At 68.6% G+C, this 17564-nt stretch carries 22 protein-coding genes; 14 read left to right on the plus strand and 8 right to left on the minus strand.

Translation table 11 applies throughout. The features are described 5' to 3' along the window. Positions 1-21: 21 nt before the first annotated feature. Genes D3H34_RS01705 through D3H34_RS01715 form a run of 3 tightly spaced genes read left to right on the plus strand, consistent with a single transcriptional unit; the run spans position 22 to position 1515 of the window. Complete coding sequence (locus D3H34_RS01705) at positions 22-519, plus strand: prepilin-type N-terminal cleavage/methylation domain-containing protein (RefSeq protein ID WP_119551930.1); 498 nt, start codon at positions 22-24, stop codon at positions 517-519. Beyond that, positions 509-874 carry a type II secretion system minor pseudopilin GspI gene (gene gspI, locus D3H34_RS01710; RefSeq protein ID WP_167481098.1) on the plus strand — a complete coding sequence of 122 codons (366 nt, stop codon included), beginning with the start codon at positions 509-511 and terminating at the stop codon, positions 872-874. Before D3H34_RS01705 ends, gspI begins: the two co-directional genes overlap by 11 nt. Continuing rightward, the gene (locus tag D3H34_RS01715; RefSeq protein WP_119551614.1) at positions 871-1515 is read left to right on the plus strand and encodes a type II secretion system protein GspJ; all 645 of its coding nucleotides are present in this window, start codon (positions 871-873) and stop codon (positions 1513-1515) included. Before gspI ends, D3H34_RS01715 begins: the two co-directional genes overlap by 4 nt. Before the next feature lie 6 nt (positions 1516-1521). Here D3H34_RS01715 and D3H34_RS01720 read toward each other — a convergent pair whose 3' ends face one another. From D3H34_RS01720 to D3H34_RS01735, 4 genes are read right to left on the minus strand one after another with little or no spacing between them, the layout of a single operon-like run. Next, positions 1522-2223 (minus strand): MOSC domain-containing protein, encoded by a 702-nt coding sequence (locus tag D3H34_RS01720; RefSeq protein WP_119551616.1) that lies wholly within the window; start codon positions 2221-2223, stop codon positions 1522-1524. Continuing rightward, complete coding sequence (locus D3H34_RS01725) at positions 2220-2912, minus strand: glutamine amidotransferase (RefSeq protein ID WP_119551618.1); 693 nt, start codon at positions 2910-2912, stop codon at positions 2220-2222. Before D3H34_RS01725 ends, D3H34_RS01720 begins: the two co-directional genes overlap by 4 nt. A 21-nt stretch (positions 2913-2933) precedes the next feature. Next, positions 2934-3485, minus strand: a complete 552-nt coding sequence (locus D3H34_RS01730; protein ID WP_119551620.1) for a redoxin family protein — start codon at positions 3483-3485, stop codon at positions 2934-2936. A gap of 1 nt (position 3486) precedes the next feature. Beyond that, a complete protein-coding gene (locus tag D3H34_RS01735; protein ID WP_119551622.1) occupies positions 3487-4035 on the minus strand; it encodes a carboxymuconolactone decarboxylase family protein in 549 nt (182 codons plus the stop codon). A gap of 104 nt (positions 4036-4139) precedes the next feature. Here D3H34_RS01735 and D3H34_RS01740 point away from each other — a divergent pair, with 104 nt between their 5' ends. Then, positions 4140-5027 (plus strand): AraC family transcriptional regulator, encoded by an 888-nt coding sequence (locus tag D3H34_RS01740; RefSeq protein WP_119551624.1) that lies wholly within the window; start codon positions 4140-4142, stop codon positions 5025-5027. A 4-nt stretch (positions 5028-5031) separates the two neighbouring features. On the opposite strand, the gene D3H34_RS01745 is transcribed toward D3H34_RS01740, so the two are convergent. Beyond that, a complete protein-coding gene (locus D3H34_RS01745) occupies positions 5032-6219 on the minus strand; it encodes a M20 aminoacylase family protein (RefSeq protein ID WP_119551626.1) in 1188 nt (395 codons plus the stop codon). After that, the gene (locus D3H34_RS01750; RefSeq protein ID WP_119551628.1) at positions 6216-7202 is read right to left on the minus strand and encodes a tripartite tricarboxylate transporter substrate binding protein; all 987 of its coding nucleotides are present in this window, start codon (positions 7200-7202) and stop codon (positions 6216-6218) included. The genes D3H34_RS01745 and D3H34_RS01750 overlap by 4 nt, the downstream gene beginning before the upstream one ends. A gap of 138 nt (positions 7203-7340) precedes the next feature. Here D3H34_RS01750 and D3H34_RS01755 point away from each other — a divergent pair, with 138 nt between their 5' ends. Further along, positions 7341-8225 carry a LysR family transcriptional regulator gene (locus tag D3H34_RS01755; RefSeq protein WP_119551630.1) on the plus strand — a complete coding sequence of 295 codons (885 nt, stop codon included), beginning with the start codon at positions 7341-7343 and terminating at the stop codon, positions 8223-8225. On the opposite strand, the gene D3H34_RS01760 is transcribed toward D3H34_RS01755, so the two are convergent. After that, positions 8222-9181: a LysR family transcriptional regulator gene (locus D3H34_RS01760; RefSeq protein WP_119551931.1), complete on the minus strand. Its 960-nt coding sequence runs from the start codon at positions 9179-9181 to the stop codon at positions 8222-8224. The two genes, D3H34_RS01755 and D3H34_RS01760, sit on opposite strands and share 4 nt — an antisense overlap. A gap of 207 nt (positions 9182-9388) precedes the next feature. On the opposite strand from D3H34_RS01760, the gene D3H34_RS01765 reads away from it, so the two are divergent. Genes D3H34_RS01765 through D3H34_RS01785 form a run of 5 tightly spaced genes read left to right on the plus strand, consistent with a single transcriptional unit; the run spans position 9389 to position 12729 of the window. Beyond that, complete coding sequence (locus D3H34_RS01765) at positions 9389-10720, plus strand: MFS transporter (RefSeq protein ID WP_119551632.1); 1332 nt, start codon at positions 9389-9391, stop codon at positions 10718-10720. Between the two features lie 51 nt (positions 10721-10771). Then, positions 10772-11326 carry a 2-oxo-4-hydroxy-4-carboxy-5-ureidoimidazoline decarboxylase gene (gene uraD / locus D3H34_RS01770; protein ID WP_119551634.1) on the plus strand — a complete coding sequence of 185 codons (555 nt, stop codon included), beginning with the start codon at positions 10772-10774 and terminating at the stop codon, positions 11324-11326. After that, complete coding sequence (locus D3H34_RS01775; protein WP_119551636.1) at positions 11319-11831, plus strand: hydroxyisourate hydrolase; 513 nt, start codon at positions 11319-11321, stop codon at positions 11829-11831. The genes uraD and D3H34_RS01775 overlap by 8 nt, the downstream gene beginning before the upstream one ends. 46 nt (positions 11832-11877) lie before the next feature. Further along, complete coding sequence (gene uraH, locus D3H34_RS01780; RefSeq protein WP_119551638.1) at positions 11878-12219, plus strand: hydroxyisourate hydrolase; 342 nt, start codon at positions 11878-11880, stop codon at positions 12217-12219. A gap of 18 nt (positions 12220-12237) precedes the next feature. Further along, on the plus strand, positions 12238-12729 hold the full coding sequence (locus D3H34_RS01785) for a nucleoside deaminase (RefSeq protein WP_119551640.1): 492 nt from the start codon (positions 12238-12240) through the stop codon (positions 12727-12729). A 67-nt stretch (positions 12730-12796) separates the two neighbouring features. Here the strand turns inward: D3H34_RS01785 and D3H34_RS01790 are convergent, their stop codons facing one another. Beyond that, positions 12797-14863 carry a DUF6351 family protein gene (locus tag D3H34_RS01790; protein WP_147400358.1) on the minus strand — a complete coding sequence of 689 codons (2067 nt, stop codon included), beginning with the start codon at positions 14861-14863 and terminating at the stop codon, positions 12797-12799. A 279-nt stretch (positions 14864-15142) separates the two neighbouring features. Here D3H34_RS01790 and D3H34_RS01795 point away from each other — a divergent pair, with 279 nt between their 5' ends. The 4 genes from D3H34_RS01795 (at position 15143) to D3H34_RS01810 (ending at position 17507) form a co-directional block, all read left to right on the plus strand. Beyond that, positions 15143-15949 (plus strand): Crp/Fnr family transcriptional regulator, encoded by an 807-nt coding sequence (locus D3H34_RS01795; RefSeq protein WP_119551644.1) that lies wholly within the window; start codon positions 15143-15145, stop codon positions 15947-15949. A 55-nt stretch (positions 15950-16004) separates the two neighbouring features. Continuing rightward, positions 16005-16325, plus strand: coding sequence for a CoA transferase (locus D3H34_RS01800; protein ID WP_119551646.1), 321 nt, complete (start codon positions 16005-16007; stop codon positions 16323-16325). Positions 16326-16392: 67 nt separating this feature from the next. Then, a complete protein-coding gene (locus tag D3H34_RS01805) occupies positions 16393-17004 on the plus strand; it encodes a TetR/AcrR family transcriptional regulator (RefSeq protein WP_119551648.1) in 612 nt (203 codons plus the stop codon). A 53-nt stretch (positions 17005-17057) separates the two neighbouring features. Further along, complete coding sequence (locus D3H34_RS01810) at positions 17058-17507, plus strand: nuclear transport factor 2 family protein (RefSeq protein ID WP_167481100.1); 450 nt, start codon at positions 17058-17060, stop codon at positions 17505-17507. The last annotated feature ends 57 nt before the right edge of the window (positions 17508-17564 follow it).

The following is a 17564-nucleotide window of genomic DNA, read 5'->3' on the forward strand; positions in this document are numbered from 1 at the left end:
CACGACGGGATGACGAGCGGCATGCAGCGAGCCACGCACCACGGGCGCGGGGAGGGCGGCTTCTCGCTGATCGAACTCATGATCGTGCTGGTCATCGTCGGCATCGCCACCGCCGCGATCAGCCTGGGCATCGCGCCCGACCCTGCGCAGGAATTGCGGCGCGACGCGCGCGAGCTGGTGCGGCACCTTGCGGTGGCACAGAACGAAGTGCGCGTGGACGGCCGCGTGATCGCGTGGCAGGCCGATGCCGACGGCTACCGCTTTGCGCGCGGCACCTGGGTGCAGGGCGCCGGCAGTGCGATCCCGTCGGTGACGACGCTCGGCGCGCTCGACACCTTTGCAGCGGACGATGAACTGCGCCCGCGCGGCTGGCGCGTGGCGCCGGTCGAGGTCGTGCCGGCGGGGCCGGTCGTTCTCACGTCGGAGCCTGTGGGGGCGAGCTGGCAGCGCGAACTGCGCCATGGGGCCGTCACGGTGACGGTGACGCGGGATGCATCCGGAGCCTTTCATGTGCGCTAAGGACCGCGGCTTCACGCTGATCGAGATCCTCATCGCGCTGACCATCGTGAGCATCGCGCTGGCGGCGATCGTGCGTGCCTCGAGCCTCACCATCGGCAACCTCGGCCTGCTGGAACGGCAGTCGCTGGCGATGCTGTCGGCGGGCAATGTGCTGGCCGAACTGCAACTGGGCGGCTCGCCCGCTGCGCCGGGTGTCTCGCGCAGCGACTGCCCGCAAGGCGGCATCCGTTTCGTCTGCTGGCTCGAAGTGGGCGCCGTGGTCGATGGACTGCGGCCGGTGCGCGTGGAGGTGCATGCGGCCGACGACGGCGACCGATTGCTGGCCACGCTGCACACGCGCAGCGCGTCGCCATGAAACCCATGCAGCGCGGCTTCACGCTGGTCGAGGTGATGATCGCCATCGCACTCATGGCCGTGCTCAGCGTGATGGCCTGGCGCGGCCTGGACAGCGTGAGCCGCGCGAACGACCAGCTCGAAGACCGCACCGAGCGCGTGGCCCGGCTGCTGCGCGTGCTGGACCAGTTCGAGCGCGACGTGGCCTTGCGTGCGACCACCGAGTTGCCGACACCGGTCGGGCCGTCTGCGAACCCTGCGGCATCCACGAGCACACCGTCCGTGCCGCTGCTGCCGGTGGCGATCCAGGCGCGACAGCCGAACGGCGCGCCCTTCGTGGTCGAGATTGTGCGCACCGCACCGGCTGCGCCGGGGCAGTGGCAACGCGTGCAGTGGTGGGTGCGCGGCGGTGTGCTCTACCGCGCGGCGGGGCCGGTGTCGGCCGTGTTTCCGTTGCAGGCACCAGAGCCTTCGGACCGCGTGGCGCTGCTCGACGATGTCGCCACCTTTCAACTGCGCGCCTGGGAGCCCGGCCCGGGTTGGCGCCGCCTGCCGGGCGTGGCGCCGGCACGCGTACCGGCCACCGGGGTGGAGCTGCTGCTGGCGGTGTCCGCCGGCAACGACGCCGCGGCGCGGACGTTCAGGCGCGTGCTGGCGTTCTGAGCAACGTCATGCTTCGGGCGCGCGCAGGCGCGGCTCCCAGTCTTCGACGTGCCCGGCATCCACCCGCTTGCGAAACGTGAGGCGCCAGCGCTCGGCCAGAGTGGGCAGGGCGGCGGCTTGCTCCCATTCAGGTGCGAAGCGCGCATCGCGCGAAAACAGCAGCGTGATGAGGCGCGACAGCGGCCAGTCCGCATGCGGGCGTTCCACGCGCGTGGCCGTCGCGCCAGCGCGCACCCAGCCGGATTCGAGCACACGGTAGTACCAACCGGTGCAGCCGCGCGCCTGCATTTCGCGCGCCATGCCGGGTCTGCCGAAGTGCGCATCGAGCTTCCAGCAAGGCTGCCGGCCCTGCGACACCTGCACCAGCGCGTCGCCGAGCCGCACCACGTCGCCGATGCACACCGTCGACTCGTCCCAGCCCGTGGTCGAGATGTTCTCGCCGAAGGCGCCGGCGTGCGCCAGACGATCGGCAGGAAGGCCCGCTGATTCCCAGCCTGCGTAGTGCTCGCGGGGATAGTGGTGCACGGCCTTCTCAACGCCGCCGTGGATGCGCAGATCGGCCTGCGCGTCGCCCTGCAGGCCGGTGGGCGACAGCCACAGCGCATCGGCCACGGGTGTCTTGCGGATGCCGCTGCGCGTGCGGCCGTCGGGCAGCAGCGCGACGGGGCCGACCAGCAGCGCATCGATGGGCAATGCGGTCTGCGTCATGCGAGCTGGCCCAGCCATGCCGCCAGCATGCGTGTGTCGGCATCGTTTCGCACCTCGGCCAGTTCGGCGCTGCGGGTGCGCAGCGCGGGGATATCGATGCCGGCCGAGGCCAGCTCTTGGTGGTGCCCGATCAGCCAGGGCTCGATGCGCGCGGGGTCGGCTTCGGGGTGGAACTGCAACGCGAGCGCATGGCGACCGTGGCAGAACGCCTGGTGTGGCGTGAGCGCGGTGCTTGCAAGCAGCTCTGCGCCGGACGGCAGGTCGAAGGTGTCGCCGTGCCAGTGCAGCACGGGTTCGCCTTCCGGCGCCGCAAGGCACGAGGCCCGTCCCGCCGCGCTCAGTTCGACAGGCGCCCAGCCGATCTCCTTGTGCCCCGACGGGTACACGCGTGCGCCCAGTGCGCTGGCCATGAGCTGCGCACCGAGGCACAGCCCCAGCGTCGGGCGCCGGAGCGCCAGCCGTTCGCGCAGGCCGGCGATCTCGTCGGCGAGCCAGGGATAAGTGGCCGTGTCGTAGGCCGCGATCGGCCCGCCGAGCACCACGACCAGGTCGGCGTTGCGCCACTCGTCGGCACTCAGCGCGGACACGCCCGCCTGCCGGTAGTCGATGGCGTAGCCGGCACGAGCCAGCACGTTCTCAAAGCGCCCGAGGTCTTCGAACGCGAGGTGTTGCAGGGCGATGCATTGCATGCGGCGAGTGTCCCTTCTTCTTCAGGTGCGGCAGCCGTTGTCGTCGCATGGGTCGCTCTGCGGCGCATCGTCCGAAGGCTGCGCGATCAGGTGCGCGGGTACGTCTTCGGCCGCGAGTTGGCCGATGGCCGCGCCCAGTGACATGTCGTCGATCAGCCCGAAGTGGCTCAGCCGGAGACGGCCTTGCCGGTCGACCAGCACCGTGCTCGGCGTGCCCTGCCACTGGTAGGCGCGCATCGTGGCGGGAATGCCGCCGTCGGGCGAGGGCGCGTCGATGCCGATGGGAAAGCCGAGGCGGTACTCACCCACGAAGGCCTCCAGCGCGGCGGGTGTCATGACGTCGCGGTGCTCGAACACGGTGTGCAGGGCGATCACCACGACGTCCTTCGCGGCGAACAGCTGCCGCGTCTTCTTCGCCTGCGGCAGGCCGTGCGACACGCAGGCCGGGCACAGCATCTGGAAGGCATGCAGCACCACGACCCGACCCCGCAGCGATGCGAGGGTGATCGGCGCCTCGGTGTTGAGCCATCGGGCGACCTGCAGCTCGGGCGCCTCGGGGCGTGGCCAGGCCATCTCAGGCCACCTCGGTGCGCAGCTTCACCTGCGGAAAATCCAGCGGCACCTGGAGCGCCACGTTCACGTAGTTGGTGAACAGGTTCAGCGCGACGTGCGCCAGGATCTCGACAATGTGCCGGTCGTCGAAGCCCACGGCACGCAGGGCCTGCACGTCGGCGTCGTCGACCTGTCCGCGCGCATCGACCAGCTTCAGCGCAAAGCGCAGTGCCGCCGCCGTGCGCGGGTCGGCCGATTCGCCGGCCTGCGCGGCCGTCATGTCGGCGGCGGGCACGCCGGCCTTGCGGCCCAGCGCGCTGTGCGCGGCAAGGCAGTAGTGGCAGGCGTTGCGATCGGCCACGGCCACGGCGATCTGCTCGCCGAGCTGCGCGGAAATGACGCCGCCGCCGAGCGCACCGAACGATCCCCACATGCTGCGCAGCGCCGCGGGCGAGTTGGCGACGGCGCGGAACATGTTCGGCGTGGCACCGAAGGCACCGTGGATCTCGGAGAGCAGGGTCTGGGCGTCGCCGGTGGCGGCGGTGTCGGTGACGAGGTTGACGCGGGACATGAAGGCTTCCTTTCAGTGATGACAGCAATGGCGATGGATGCAGTGTCTTCCCATAATCCGTATGATTTGAACGCTTTCATCCATTCAACATACCTTTTCGTCCAATGCAGAGCGCGACTTCATCGGTGCCGCCCATCGACAGGCTGTCGTCCCTGCTCGAACGCTTTCGCGTCCGGGCCCACCTGTTCCACACGGGGCCGCTGTGCGGCGTGACGCACTTTGCCGCGAAGGAGGGGCGCAGCTTCCTGCACGTGATGCGGCGTGGCGAGATGGTGGTCACGCATTCGGCGCCGTCGGTGCGGTCGGCCGGCGTGCCGCGCAAGCTGGTCGTGAAGGAGCCCAGCCTGCTGTTCTACCCGCGCCCGCTGGCGCACGACTTCCACAACGCACCCACGGAAGGATCGGACTTCGTCTGCGCCACGGTCGACTTCGACGGCGGCGAGGCGCATCCGCTGGTGCGCGCCTTGCCCCCGCTGGTGCAACTGCCGCTGCACGCGGTCGACGGCCTCGAAGCCGCGCTGGCGCTGCTGTTCGCGGAAACCGGGCGCGTGCTGTGCGGGCACCGCCTGCTGGCCGACCGGTTGTTCGAGGTGGTGCTGATCCAGCTGCTGCGCTGGTTGCTCGACCATCCGCAGGAAAGCGGCGTGCCCGCCGGCTTGCTGACTGGCCTGGGTGATCCGCAACTGGCGCGCGTGCTAGTCGCTCTGCACGAGCGGCCGGGCGAGCCCTGGCCGCTCGAACAGATGGCGACGGAAGCCGGCATGTCGCGCAGTGCGTTCGCGGCGCGCTTCAAGGCGGTGGTGGGCGCGACACCCGCCGACTACCTCGCGCAGTGGCGCCTGACCATCGCACAGGCCGAGTTGCGCACGGGCGCGTCGGTCAAGACGATTGCCGACCGCCTCGGCTACGCGAACGCCTCGGCGCTGTCGCGGCTGTTCGCGCAGAAGGTAGGTGTGTCGCCGCGCGAATGGCTCGCGCGGCAGTCGGCCTGAGCGGTCAGCCTGCCGTGCGCAGGAAGCGCTCGGTCAGCAGCACCCAGTAGGCGCCGCCCACCGCGACATTGCTGTCGTTGAAGTCGTAGCCCGGGTTGTGGACCATGCAGGCACCGTGCGCGTCGCCCTCGCCATTGCCGATGAGCAGGTAGCAGCCGGGCACGCGCTCCAACATGAAGGCAAAGTCTTCGCTGCCCGGCAGCGGCGGCGTCTGCCAGGTGACCTGCGCCGGGCCCACGAGCTCTTCGGCCACGGCGCGCGCAAAGGCGCTTTCCTCGGGCGTGTTGACCAGCACCGCGTAGCCGGGCCGCCAGTCGACCTGTGCCTGCACGCCGAAGCTCTCGGCCTGCGCAGCCACCAGCGCCTTGATGCGGGTTTCGATCTTCTTGCGCACCTCGCGGTCGAGGGCGCGCACGCTGAGTTCGAGCACGGCGCCTTGCGGGATCACGTTGTTGGCCTTGCCCGCATGGATGGCGCCCACCGTCACCACCGCCATCTGCAGCGGATCGATGTTGCGCGACACCACGCTCTGCAGCGCCATCACGATGCTGGCCGCGGCCACGATCGGGTCGGCCGCGCGATGCGGCATGGCGCCGTGGCCGCCTACGCCGGTGAGGGTGACGGTGGCGTAGTCCGACGAGGCCATGGCCGGCCCTTCGCGCATGGCCAGCCGACCCTGCGCCATGCCGGGCATGTTGTGCATCGCGAAGATGGCGTCGCAGGGGTAGCGATCGAACAGGCCGTCGTCGATCATGCGGACCGCGCCGCCGCCACCTTCCTCGGCGGGCTGGAAGATCAGGTTCAGCGTGCCGTCGAAGCGACCGCGCTCGGCCAGGTGCTGGGCCGCCGCCAGCAGCATCGCCGTGTGGCCGTCGTGGCCGCAGGCGTGCATCACGCCCGTGTGTGCGCTGGCGTAGGCCAGGCCCGTGGCTTCGTCGATGGGCAAGGCGTCCATGTCGGCGCGCAGGCCGAGGCGGCGCGTGCCGTTGCCGCGTACCAGCCGGCCCACCACGCCGGTGCCACCGACGTGGCGCTCGACGGTGTAGCCCCAGGCCTTGAGCTTTTCGGCCACCAGCGCGGAAGTGCGGTGCTCGTCGAAGCCGAGTTCGGGGTGCTGGTGGATGTCGCGGCGGATGCCGATGAAGGTGTCGGCGCTGGCGTGCAGGTCGTTCAGGAGGGCGGTGGTGCTCATTGGGGTTCCAGGCGGATGGACTTGGCGATGTCGCGGTAGCGCGCGGTTTCGGCTTCGTAGAACTTCGCGCCTTCGGCCAGCGTGGTCGGCGGCGAGGCCAGCTGCGTCTGGGCGGCGAGCTGCTCGCGCACGCTGCCCTCCTTCAGTGTCGTGCCGATGGCCTGGTGCAGCTTCTGCACCACGTCTTCGGGCGTGTTCTTGCGCACGAAGAAGCCGCTCCAGGTCTTGTAGTTGACGTTCTTCAGCTCCTTGCCTTCGCTGGCGGTGGGCACGTTCTTCAGCAGTTCGGAGCGCTGTCCGCCGAGCTGGCCGAGGATCTTCAGCCGGCCCTGGTCGGCCAGCGCGCCCATGGCGGCGCTGTAGACCAGCACGGCGAAGTCGACCTGCCCGCCGCCGATGTCCTGCAGCAGCGGTGCGTTGCCCTTGTAGGGCGCGTGCATCAGCTTCACGCCGGTGTCCAGCTGCACCTTCTCCAGGATCAGGTGGTAGAGCGAGCCGATGCCCACGCTGCCGTACGACAGCGGCTTGTCGGCCGACTTGCGCGCCAGCGCAATCAGCTCGTCGACGTTGTTGGCCGGCAGGTCCTTGCGGGCGACGAAGACCATCACCGCCTCGGCGACCGGGTGGACCATGCGGAAGTCTTCGGCCTTCAGCTTCACGGCCGCATTGGCCAGCGGCGACAGGATGATTTCGTTCGGCGAGCCCTGGAAGATGTAGTAGCCGTCGGCCGGCGCGGCCAGCACCTTCTGCGCGCCCATGGCGCCGCTCACACCCCCCAGGTTTTCCACGATCACCTGCTGGCCCAGCGCCTTGCCCAGCGGCACGGTGAAGATGCGCGCGGTGGCATCCGAAGGGCCACCGGCCGGGTAGGGAACCATCAGGTTCACGGGCTTGGAGGGAAAGCCGTCGGCGCTGGCAGGGCCCGCGGCCAGCAGCAGGCCGCAACCGAGCAGAACCGCAGAACGGAAGAACGAAGTCGTCATCAAGTCATGTCTCCTGGGGTGTGCCGGCTCGTGGGGCCGGATGCAGGGGAATGCTAGAAGTGGCGAGAAGCAACGTCCAATGCATTGTTGGCTGCATTAGCATGAGTCCATTGCATTCATCAAAACGAGGCCGCCGCGATGACGCTGGTTCAACTGAGACACCTGATTTCGCTCGCCCACACCGGCTCGTTCAGCAAATCGGCACAGGCCCTGCACCTGACGCAGCCCGCGCTCAGTCGCAGCGTGCGTGCGCTCGAGGAAGAGCTGGGCATGCCGCTGTTCGACCGCATCGGCCGGCGCAACGAACTCACGGCCTTCGGGCGCGAGGTGCTGGAGCGCGCGCGGCTCTTGGTGTCGGAGGCCGAATCGCTGCGCGATCGCGGCCGGCAGATGCGCGAAGGCGAGGGCGGCACGGTCCGCATCGGGCTGGGTTCCGGGCCGGGCGCGTTGTTGATGACGCCCTTTTTGCTGCACATGGCGCAGCACCATCCGGCCGTGCGCACCGTGATCGCACGCGGCAGCACCGACCTCCTGGCGCAAGCCCTGCGCGAGCGCAGCCTGGATGCGCTGGTGGTCGATGCGCGCGCGCTCAAGCCCGCGCCGGACCTGACCCTGACCCACGTGTACGAGCTGCGCGGCGCCTTCCTGTGCCGCCGCGGTCATCCGCTCACACGCCTGCGCAAGGGCGTGAGCTTCGAGGCGGTGCAGCGCTACCCGATCGCATCGACGCCGCTGAGCGACGAAGTGGCTCGCGGGCTGGTCGAGACCTACGGCCCGCAGGCGCATCCTGCCAACTGCGTGACCCTGCAGTGCGAGGAGATTCCCAGCATCGCCGATGTCGTGCGCCAGAGCGACACGGTGCTGCTCGCGGTGCACGAGTCGGCGCCCGACCTGGTCGAGCTGCGGATGGAGCCGCCGATGCACGGCACGGCCCGCTTCGGGCTCGTGACCCTGCGCCAGCGCACGGAGGCGCCGGCGTTGGCGATTCTTCGGCGGCTGATGGAAACGCAGATGGGCGGCTAGCCCACCTTGGCCTTCGCTGACGCAACCTCAGGCCGCGCCAGCCCCGACGCCACCGCCGCCAGGATGCCGCGCAGCCACCGGTGCGCCGGCTCGTTCTGCGAGCGGTCGTGCCACAGCTGGTAGAAGCGCATGCGCGGAAAGCCCTGCGGCGCCGGCACCGCCACCAGCGGCAGCGTGTGCACGAACTGCATCGCGAAGTGGCGCGCGGTGGTGAAGATCAGGTCGGTGCCCACCAGCAGGTGCGGCGCCACGGTGAAGTAGGGCACGGCGATGCAGGCCTCGCGCGTCTGGCGCAGCGTGGCCAGGTGCGTCTCGACCACGCCGCGCTGCGACGCCGCATAGGGCGTGGGCACCACGTGGCGCGCCGCGATGTAGCGCTCCATCGTCATGGCGCCCTTGACGGCGAGCGGGTTGTTCTTGCCCATGAGGCACATCAGGTCGTCTTCGAGCAGCAGCGACAGGTGCAGGCGGTCGGGCGGCTGCGGCCAGTTGCCGATGACGATGTCGAGTTCGCCCTGGGCCAGCGCGCGCTCGTAGTCGTAGGTGACGCTCAGCGGGTGCACCACCAGCCGCGCGTGCGGCGCCTCGGCGCGAAACCGGGTGGTCACCTCGGCCAGGAAGCTCATCGCCAGGTAGTCGGGCAATGCGAGGTGGAAGGTCATCGCGCTGGAGGCGGGCTCGAACTGTTCCGGCCCGGAGAGCATGCGGTCGATTTCGAGCAGCGCACCGCGCGCGCGGTCGCGCAGCTGCAGCGCCCGCTCGGTCGGCACCATGCCGCTGCGCTCGCGCACGAGGATGGGGTCGGCGAACACCTCGCGCAGCCGGCGCAGGGCGGTGCTGATGGCCGGCTGGGTCTGGTTCATGCGCACCGCCACCCGGGAAACGCTGCGCTCGGCCACCAGGGCGACCAGCACGCGCAGCAGGTAGGTGTCGATCGGGGCGTGGGAGCGTGACATGGCGGCGGGGCTGGGAAAAATGGCCTCTGGGGGCGGTGCCCGCTGCAGGACCATCATGGCAAACCGTTATGCCGCACATTCTAGAGAGCGTGATCCGGCGCGGCGATATCTGCCTACAGTTCGCCACCCACGGGACGGCAGCCGCACACGGACCCACAGAAGGTCCCAGGCGGCGCGTCCCGTCCACACCTAGAAATGGAGACAACCATGAGCATGGACGCCACGCTGGCGCCGGTCCGGGAGCACACCGCCACGGCGGAACTGGACGGCATCTACCGCAAGATCATCTTTCGCCTGATTCCCTTCCTGATGCTGCTGTGGGTGCTGGCCTGGATCGACCGGGTCAACATCGGCTTCATCAAGCTGACGATGCTCGACGAGCTCAAGTGGAGCGAGGCGGCCTACGGCCTGGGCGCGGGTATCTTCTTCCTGGGCTACTTCTTCTTCGAGGTGCCGAGCAACCTGCTGCTGCAGAAGATCGGCGCCAAGAAGACCATCATGCGCATCACCATCGGCTGGGGCCTGACCTCGATCGCCACGATGTTCGTGAAGAGCACCGAGATGTTCTACCTGCTGCGCTTCCTGCTGGGCGTGTTCGAGGCGGGCTTCTACCCCGGCATCATTCTTTACCTGACCTACTGGTTCCCGGACGGCCGGCGCGCCAAGGCCTTCGGCATGTTCATGTCGGCCTCGGCCTTCGCGGGCGTGATCGGCGGTCCGCTGGCCGGCGCCATCATGAACAACATGCACGGCGTGAACGGCTGGTCCGGCTGGCAATGGGTGCTGCTGCTCGAAGGCATTCCCTCGGTGCTGGCGGGCATCGCCACCTACTTCTACCTGACCGACCGACCCGAGCAGGCCCACTGGCTGACGGCCCGTGAACGCCAGCTGGTGCACGACGACCTGGAGCGCGACCGCAAGGCGCTGGGCCACCGCGAGCACAGCATGCTGGCCTCGCTGAAGAACGGCAGGTTCTGGCTGCTCATCCTGATCTTCTTCTGCATCATCGCGGCCAATTCCTCGCTCACGTTCTACGGCCCGACGCTGGTGAAAGAGGTCGGCTTCACCAACCCGCTGACCGTAGGCTGGATCATGGCCGGCGCCTACCTGTGCGGCGCGGCCGGGATGATCTGGAACGGCTTCCACTCCGACCGCCACCAGGAGGCGCGCTACCACTGCGCGCTGGCCGCGGCGCTCGGTTCCGGTGCACTGCTGGTGGTGGCGCTGTTCCTGCGCCAGAGCCCGGGCCTCGTGCTGGCCGGCCTGACGCTGGCCATCGTCGGCACCATGAGCGCCATTCCCGTGTTTTGGCAGATGCCCAACCGCTTCCTGGCCGGCACCGCCGCCGCCGGCGGCGTGGCGCTGATCAACTCGATCGCCAACCTCGCGGGCTTCGGCGCGCCGTGGATGCTGGGCCTCATCAAGACCGCCACCGGCAGCCTCTCGCCGGGCCTGTATGTGGTCGCGGCGGTGGAAGTCTGCGCCGCCGTGCTGATCCTGCTGTTCGTGCCGCGTCTGCAGAAGACGCCCGCGCGCTGATCCGCGCTCTCTCGCTCAACCCTTTCCGTCTGAAACAAGGAGAAGCTCTCCATGCCTTCCCACGCCTATCGCCTCGACCTCCAGGCGCTCAACGCCATGGACTGCGACGCGTTCGTCGCCGCGCTTGGGCCGACTTTCGAGAACTCGCCCTGGGTCGCACGCACGGCCTGGTCGCTGCGGCCCTTCGCCACCATCGACGCCTTGCACGAAGCCATGCTCGACGTGGTGCGCCGCGCCCCCGACGCCCAGCAACTCGCCTTCCTGTGCGGCCACCCCGAGCTGGCGGGCCGCGAAGCCCAGGCTGGCACGATGACCGCCGAGTCGGTCGGCGAGCAGGGCAGTGCGGGCTTGAACGCGCTGAGCTCCGAAGAGATGACCGAGATCCAGCGGCTGAACCGCGTGTACCGCGAGCGGCACGGCTTTCCTTTCATCATCGCCGTGCGCCGCAGCACCAAGGGCCAGATCTTCGAGGCGATGCGCAGCCGCACCGCCGAGTCCACCGAAGCCGAGCGCCGCGCGGCGCTGACGCAGATCGGCCTGATCACCCGCGGGCGCATCGACACGCTGCTGGCTTCTTCTACTTCTCAAGGAGCGGTCCATGCCTGAGCAAGACATTTCCCGTTCTGCGCGCCGCCGCTTTGCGCTGTCGGGCCTCGCGCTCGGCGCGGCGGTCCTGGCGCCCCACGGCGCCGCTGCGCAAACCATCGCACCCGCCGGCCCGGCCCAGGCCAGCGGCCCCATCGTGCTGCACGGCGTGAGCCCGCGCCTGACGGTGCACGCGCTCGACACCTTCCACGGCGCCGCCGCCACCGGCTTGCGCATCGACTTCTCGGTGCGCGAAGGCGACGGCTTCAAGCTGCTGCGCACCGTGACCATGAACGGCAACGGACGCTCCGACGAGCCGTTGCTGATCGGCGACAGCTACCGCGCCGGCGACTACGAGCTGCTGCTGCACGTCGACGAGTACTTCGCGCGCAAGCAGTCACGGCTGCCTACGCCGCCGTTCCTGTCGAAGCTGCCGGTGCGCATCCGCGTTGCCAACGTGGCCGAGCGCATCCACCTGCCGATCCAGTTCGGCCCGTGGAGCTACACCTACTCGCGCGGCAGCTGATGCTGCTGGCCTGGCCCATTCCTTTCGTTCGCAAGGAGTTCTTCTCATGACCGGCATCACGACCCACGTGCTCGACATCACCACCGGCCGCCCGCTCGTCGGGCTGAAGGTCGACCTCTACGACGTGGCGACCACGCCGCCGACGCGGCTGAACAGCACGCGCACCAACACCGACGGCCGCACCGATGCGCCCATGCTGCCTGCGGCCTCGGCGCGCGCCGGACAGTTCGAACTGCAGTTCCACGTCGGGGACCACTTCAAGGCCGCCGATGCGCTGTCCGACGTGGTGCCCGTACGCTTCGCCATCGCCATCGCCGACGCCACGCAGCACTACCACGTGCCGATGCTGTGCGCCCCCTGGTTTTTTTCCACCTATCGCGGCAGCTGACCGCGGGAGCTTTCCTGAATGACGACACCCCATGACCCGAACGCAGGCGCGTACCTGCTCGACTCCATCCGCCTCGCCATGGGCAACATCCGCGAACGCAAGACCTGGCCCTTCGGCGCGGTGATCGCGCGCGACGGGAAGGTGATCGCCACCGCCGTCAACGAAGTGGACGCCCTGTGCGACCCCTCGGCGCACGCCGAAATGCAGGCCGTGCGCGCCGCCGCGAAGGCCCTGAAGAGCACGAACCTGTCGGGCTGCACCGTGTACGCCAGCGGCTACCCATGCTCGATGTGCCTGACGGCGATGTACCTCGCCGGCGTGAAGGAGGTCTACTACGCCTATTCGAACGAGGACGGCGAGCCCTACGACCTGTCGGCCGAGCGCGGTTACCTCGAGATCGCACGTCCGCCGCAGCAGCGCGAGATGCCGCTGCACTCGATGCCCGTGCGCGACGAGGGCGACGAAGACCTGTACGAGGCTTGGCGGAAGCTGGCGGAGCCGGCTGGCTGACGGACCGCATCGCTCACCAGTTGCCGGGCTCGTCGTCGAGCCCGGCCGTGGTCTCAACTGCTTCGGATCAGTTCAGCGGCAGCCGCAGATAGGTGCCGCGCAGCGCATCCTGTCCCGCGCCCGGCTTGCTCCAGTCGCACACGCCCGCCGGGAAGATGGTCTGCAGCCGCGCCAGATCGGCGCCCGCGATGGTCACCGAATAGTCCGCGGCGTTGACCGGCTTCAACTGACACTTGAGCACGTCGTTCACCAGCGGCGAGCCGGCCACGATGCGCGGTGTGCTGAAGCGCGGGTAGACCGCGTTGCAGGCGGCGGCCGGGTCGGTCGATGCGACCTCGTCGATGCGCTTGCCGGTCGCGTCCCAGCAGGCATCGTTGGCGCCGGCGGGCTTGTTGCGCACCACCTTGTCGATGGACGCCGCGGCCGGGTCCGCCGCCATGTTGTCCAGCCACTTGTTGACGAGGTCGAGCGAGGCCGACATGTAGTCGACCGGCGACTTCGAGCCCAGCGTCCAGATGATCTGGTTGTCACTGCGACCGTTGGCGCGCTGCAGGCGGGCACGGATGATCAGGTCCTGCATCGTGTCGTGGATGTCGCCCGTCGAATCGGCGTTGCCGCGCTGCGTGATGATCGGGATGTTCGCTAGGCCCGGTCCCTTGAAGCTGTTCTTGAAGCCGCCCGAGTAGGTGAGCTTCAGCGCATCGGGGTCGGCTTCGGAGCGGGCGGCTTGCGTGTTGCCGTCGCCGTCGTAGCCACCGACCTTCTCGTTCAGGTCGAGGAACTCCTTCACCGAGATCACACCGCTGTTCAGCGCGGCCAGGCCGTACTGCACGCCGATGTTGTCGATGGGGCGGCGTGCCTCCTGCGTGCCGGCGCGCTTGCCCAGCAGGTTCACGTTGGTCTGGAACAGGTCGCAGCGGATGCCGTTGGGGTTGGTCGCACGATTGAACACGTTGGACGTGTTCGCCGGTTCGCGCAGACCGCAGCCCGTCGCATGGTCGGACTTGATGATGCTCGCGAAGGACGCGTCCCAGCTCGTGCAGGTGGTGGTCTTGAGACTGGTGTTGGTGTTGAAGCCGTTCACCGCGGTCTGCTTGGCCAGGGTCCAGGTGGCGGTGTCGAGCTTGTAGACGTTGTTGAGCAGCCGGCACTCCATCACTTCGGGCATCAGCGTCTCGGGGAAAGACACGATGGGCTGGATGCCGTCGAGCAGTCCCGGATAGAGCTGCGCGATCAGGTACTGCTGGATGGCGCCGCCCGAGCCGCCGAAGCCGACAGTCCACTTGGGCACGGTGCCGAATTCCTCGATGACGTGCTCCTTCAGCATCATCAACGTCTCGCCCTGCAGGTGCGGGTTGGCGTGCTGGTTGTTCCACAGCTCGGTCGAGTTCATGAAGGCGAAGCCGCGCGAGAGCTGGATGTGGCCGGCATCGCCGAGGATCGACTCGATGGGGTGCACGCCCTGGTTGTACTGGGCGGAGCCGCAGCAGTCGAAGTACACGACCAGCTTCTTGTTCCAACCTGTGCCGGGCTTCCAGGTGGCGGGCGCGTCCTTGGCGGGGTTGTCCAGCACCGCGAGCCGGTACACGCCGCGGTTGATGGTGCCGGACTCCACGCGCACGATGTAGGGCACGGTGTTGCCGTCGTTGGTGGTCGTGGTCGCGAGGTCGGCCGGACGTGTGCCCGTAGGGTTTGAAAGCGGCTTGAACGTGTTGGCGGTGCTGCGGTAGTACCAGACCACCTGCGTCGTCGCGGAGCAATCGGCATCCAGCGGCGCGCCCAGGCCGTTGTCCACCGTGCGGCATTCATAGGGCGAGATGTGCGGACCCGAGAGGATCGGGCCGGTGATCGGATAGTTGGTCAGCTTGACTTCGGTGCGCTGCGCGCTGTTGTCGGCGTTGCTGACCACCAGCGAATTGCTGCTGCCGGTGGTGCTCGACGCATCGGTCGTGAGCCCCGTGACAAGGCCGCGCAACACGCGGGCCGTGCTGTCTGCCACCGGCACCTGCGCACTCACGTCCTTGCCGTTGAGGCTCACACGTACCTTGTCGAGCGCCACGCCTGCGGGCGCGGTGATTTCGAGCAGCGTGTCGCCGCCGCTGATCATGTCGGGCGATGACGAGAGCGTCTTCACCTGGAACGCGGCTGGTGTCGGTGTCGGCGTCGACGGGGGAGGGTTGGCGCCGGGAAAGAATGGAAAACTCGGACCGCTGCCGGAGCCTCCCCCGCACCCGGCGATCAGCAGGGCGCCGGCCATCGCCACAAGGCCCGCCGCAACGGCGCGGGACGGGCGAGGCCACGGAAAAACCCGCTTGCGCGGGCGGGAGGGTGTAGCGAACATGGGTGTCTCCTGTGTTGTATGCCTTGAAAGAATACGAATGGACGTTCCGGTCCGCGGTCGTTGCGACGACACATGACGCGCGAATTGCTACAGGTAATCCCTGATCCGCCGAGCGAGGTTCCTGCCTCTTCTGCTTCCCCTGCATCCGCCCCCCAGGCGATGGAAGAAATGGTGCGGCGTTCCAAATGGGCGTTGGCGCTGTCACCCAACGACCTGGAACACGTGCTCGGCAGCATGCAGGAGCGGCAGGTCGCGCGTGGCGACTGCATTGCACGCGCAGGGGAGCTGGTGGAGCACTGGATGGCGCTGATCGACGGCTTTGCCAAGATGTCGGTCGCCTCGGAAGACGGGCGGGTATCGACGCTCACCGGGGTATCGGCCGCCGTATGGTTCGGTGAAGGCTCGCTCTTCAAGCACGAGGCACGCCGCTATGACGTGTTCGCGCTGCGGCCCGCACGCGTGGCGCTGATGCCGCGCCGCACCTTCGAATGGCTGCGCGGCACCAGCGTGCCTTTCAATCACTACCTGCAGGATCTGCTCAATGCACGGCTGAGCCTCTTCATCGGCGCGCTGGAGCACGAGCGCCTGCTCGACACCGACGCGCGGGTCGCGAACTGCCTGGCAAGCCTTTACAACCCGGAGCTTTATCCGGACGCGCCGCGCTTCCTGGAAGTGGGGCAAACAGAGATCGGATTGCTCGCCAACGTGTCAAGGCAGCGCGTCAACGTCGCGCTGCAACGATTCCACGCGCTGGGGCTCATCCGCCTCGGAAAGCGTGGACTGACGGTGCTCGATCCCGCGGGGTTGCGCGGGTACAAGGCGTCTTGCGGCTGTGCCCTGGCGGCGGAGGGCGGGCGACCCGGGTCAGGGACGGCGTAGAGCGGGAAGGCCCTCAAGATTGGTCCTGTGACTTTCCGGCCGGCGCACGCAGTACATCGATGCGGTCTACGCCTTCGTGGAGCAGCACATCGCGCAGCACCCGACGGCGCACTGGCTCGAGGTCTTGCTGGAGGCCGACATTCCGGTGGCGCGCATTCCGAACGTCGAGGCGCTCATCCGCGAGTTGAAGGACAGCGACAGCGGCCCGGTGCGCGACTATGCCGACGCGCAGGGCAACACCTACGTCGGCCTGGAGCCCGCGGCGCGCTGGCTGCATGCGCAGCCGGTGGCGGGCAGGGCGGCGCCCCGGCTCGGCGAGCACACGGAAGACATCCTGCGAGAGCTGTCGGTGGCACAGGCCGGCCAGCCGGCCTGACTGACACCGCGTGCCATACTGGCCGCGTGTTCACGTGGCGCAGCAGCCATCGAGGAGAAAGAGGCACATGGTCCAGCAGGCCAAGCGCAGCGCAACCACCGTCGGGGCCATCCTCGCCTCGGCGCGACAGCTGTTCATCGAGCGTGGGTTCGCGGCCGTCAGCATCGACGACATCGCCGCCGGCGCCGGGATCGCCAAGGGCGGTCTCTATCACCACTTCCGCGCCAAGCACGACGTCTTCGAGGCGGTGCTGGACGCGGTGCAGGCGGAACTTGCCGCGGAGCTCGGCACGCGCATCCAGCGCATCGAAGGGCACCGTTCGCCGCACACCATCGCGACCAACCTGCGCATCTACCTCGAGGCGGCCACGCAGGAAGGCCTTCGCCAGCTGATCCTGGTCGACGGGCCAGTGGTGCTCGGCTGGGAGCGCTGGCGCGGCATCGACGATCGCCACTTCATGGTCTCGATTCGCACCGGGCTGGTGGCCATCATGCCGGCCGGTACGCCGCCGACGGAGATCGAAGCCGCGACGCGGCTGATCGCCGGTGCGGTCGCCGAAGCGGCGCTGGCCTGCGGCGCGGCGCCCGACCCGGTCGCCGCCGTGCACCTGCACTGCCGGTTGCTCGAAACCATGCTGTGCGGGTTGCAGCAACACGGGGCCGGTTCGCACCCGGATTGACAAACCGACTTTGAGTCGGTAAATTTTCTCCATCACATCCGATGGAGACAGACATGGCGTTTCCTGAAAAGACCGGTCTCGCTGACCCCGCCCTGGGGACCGAAGCGTTGTTCGCGCGATATCACGTCGGATGGGAAACACGCGACCCCGACCGCATCGTGTCGCTGCACTCCGAAGACACGACCTACTGGCTCCACGACGGTTCCGCGCCGGTGCACGGGCGCGAGGCGCTGCGCCAGTACTGCATCGGCGTGTTCGCCCGCTATCCGTTCAGCTTCGAGCTGCGGCGTAGCCTCTTCGGTGCGCGGCACTGGGTACTGGAGTGGGTGATGGTGCTGCCGCTGAAAGACACGGCGGGGCAGCCCTTCACCGCGCGGGTCGAGATGCTCGATGTGGTCGACGTCAACGACGCCGGCGAGGTGACGCGCAAGGACGTCTACATGAACGGTGCCCAGTCGCAAGCCGCCTTTGCGCGCGCTGGCATCGCGACGGGCCCGCAATAGCAGCCCGCAATTCCTCTTGACGAATCGCTCCCGCCGTCCGCATGACGGAGGCGGGCA

The organism is Acidovorax cavernicola, from assembly GCF_003581445.1.

Excerpts from the sequence above, each read along its gene's own strand:
- D3H34_RS01705 (WP_119551930.1), top strand. The coding sequence starts at position 22 with ATGCAGCGAGCCACGCACCACGGGCGCGGGGAGGGCGGCTTCTCGCTG.
- gspI (WP_167481098.1), top strand. The coding sequence starts at position 509 with ATGTGCGCTAAGGACCGCGGCTTCACGCTGATCGAGATCCTCATCGCG.
- D3H34_RS01715 (WP_119551614.1), top strand. The coding sequence starts at position 871 with ATGAAACCCATGCAGCGCGGCTTCACGCTGGTCGAGGTGATGATCGCC.
- D3H34_RS01720 (WP_119551616.1), bottom strand. The coding sequence starts at position 2,223 with ATGACGCAGACCGCATTGCCCATCGATGCGCTGCTGGTCGGCCCCGTC.
- D3H34_RS01725 (WP_119551618.1), bottom strand. The coding sequence starts at position 2,912 with ATGCAATGCATCGCCCTGCAACACCTCGCGTTCGAAGACCTCGGGCGC.
- D3H34_RS01730 (WP_119551620.1), bottom strand. The coding sequence starts at position 3,485 with ATGGCCTGGCCACGCCCCGAGGCGCCCGAGCTGCAGGTCGCCCGATGG.
- D3H34_RS01735 (WP_119551622.1), bottom strand. The coding sequence starts at position 4,035 with ATGTCCCGCGTCAACCTCGTCACCGACACCGCCGCCACCGGCGACGCC.
- D3H34_RS01740 (WP_119551624.1), top strand. The coding sequence starts at position 4,140 with ATGCAGAGCGCGACTTCATCGGTGCCGCCCATCGACAGGCTGTCGTCC.
- D3H34_RS01745 (WP_119551626.1), bottom strand. The coding sequence starts at position 6,219 with ATGAGCACCACCGCCCTCCTGAACGACCTGCACGCCAGCGCCGACACC.
- D3H34_RS01750 (WP_119551628.1), bottom strand. The coding sequence starts at position 7,202 with ATGACGACTTCGTTCTTCCGTTCTGCGGTTCTGCTCGGTTGCGGCCTG.
- D3H34_RS01755 (WP_119551630.1), top strand. The coding sequence starts at position 7,341 with ATGACGCTGGTTCAACTGAGACACCTGATTTCGCTCGCCCACACCGGC.
- D3H34_RS01760 (WP_119551931.1), bottom strand. The coding sequence starts at position 9,181 with ATGTCACGCTCCCACGCCCCGATCGACACCTACCTGCTGCGCGTGCTG.
- D3H34_RS01765 (WP_119551632.1), top strand. The coding sequence starts at position 9,389 with ATGAGCATGGACGCCACGCTGGCGCCGGTCCGGGAGCACACCGCCACG.
- uraD (WP_119551634.1), top strand. The coding sequence starts at position 10,772 with ATGCCTTCCCACGCCTATCGCCTCGACCTCCAGGCGCTCAACGCCATG.
- D3H34_RS01775 (WP_119551636.1), top strand. The coding sequence starts at position 11,319 with ATGCCTGAGCAAGACATTTCCCGTTCTGCGCGCCGCCGCTTTGCGCTG.
- uraH (WP_119551638.1), top strand. The coding sequence starts at position 11,878 with ATGACCGGCATCACGACCCACGTGCTCGACATCACCACCGGCCGCCCG.
- D3H34_RS01785 (WP_119551640.1), top strand. The coding sequence starts at position 12,238 with ATGACGACACCCCATGACCCGAACGCAGGCGCGTACCTGCTCGACTCC.
- D3H34_RS01795 (WP_119551644.1), top strand. The coding sequence starts at position 15,143 with ATGACGCGCGAATTGCTACAGGTAATCCCTGATCCGCCGAGCGAGGTT.
- D3H34_RS01805 (WP_119551648.1), top strand. The coding sequence starts at position 16,393 with ATGGTCCAGCAGGCCAAGCGCAGCGCAACCACCGTCGGGGCCATCCTC.
- D3H34_RS01810 (WP_167481100.1), top strand. The coding sequence starts at position 17,058 with ATGGCGTTTCCTGAAAAGACCGGTCTCGCTGACCCCGCCCTGGGGACC.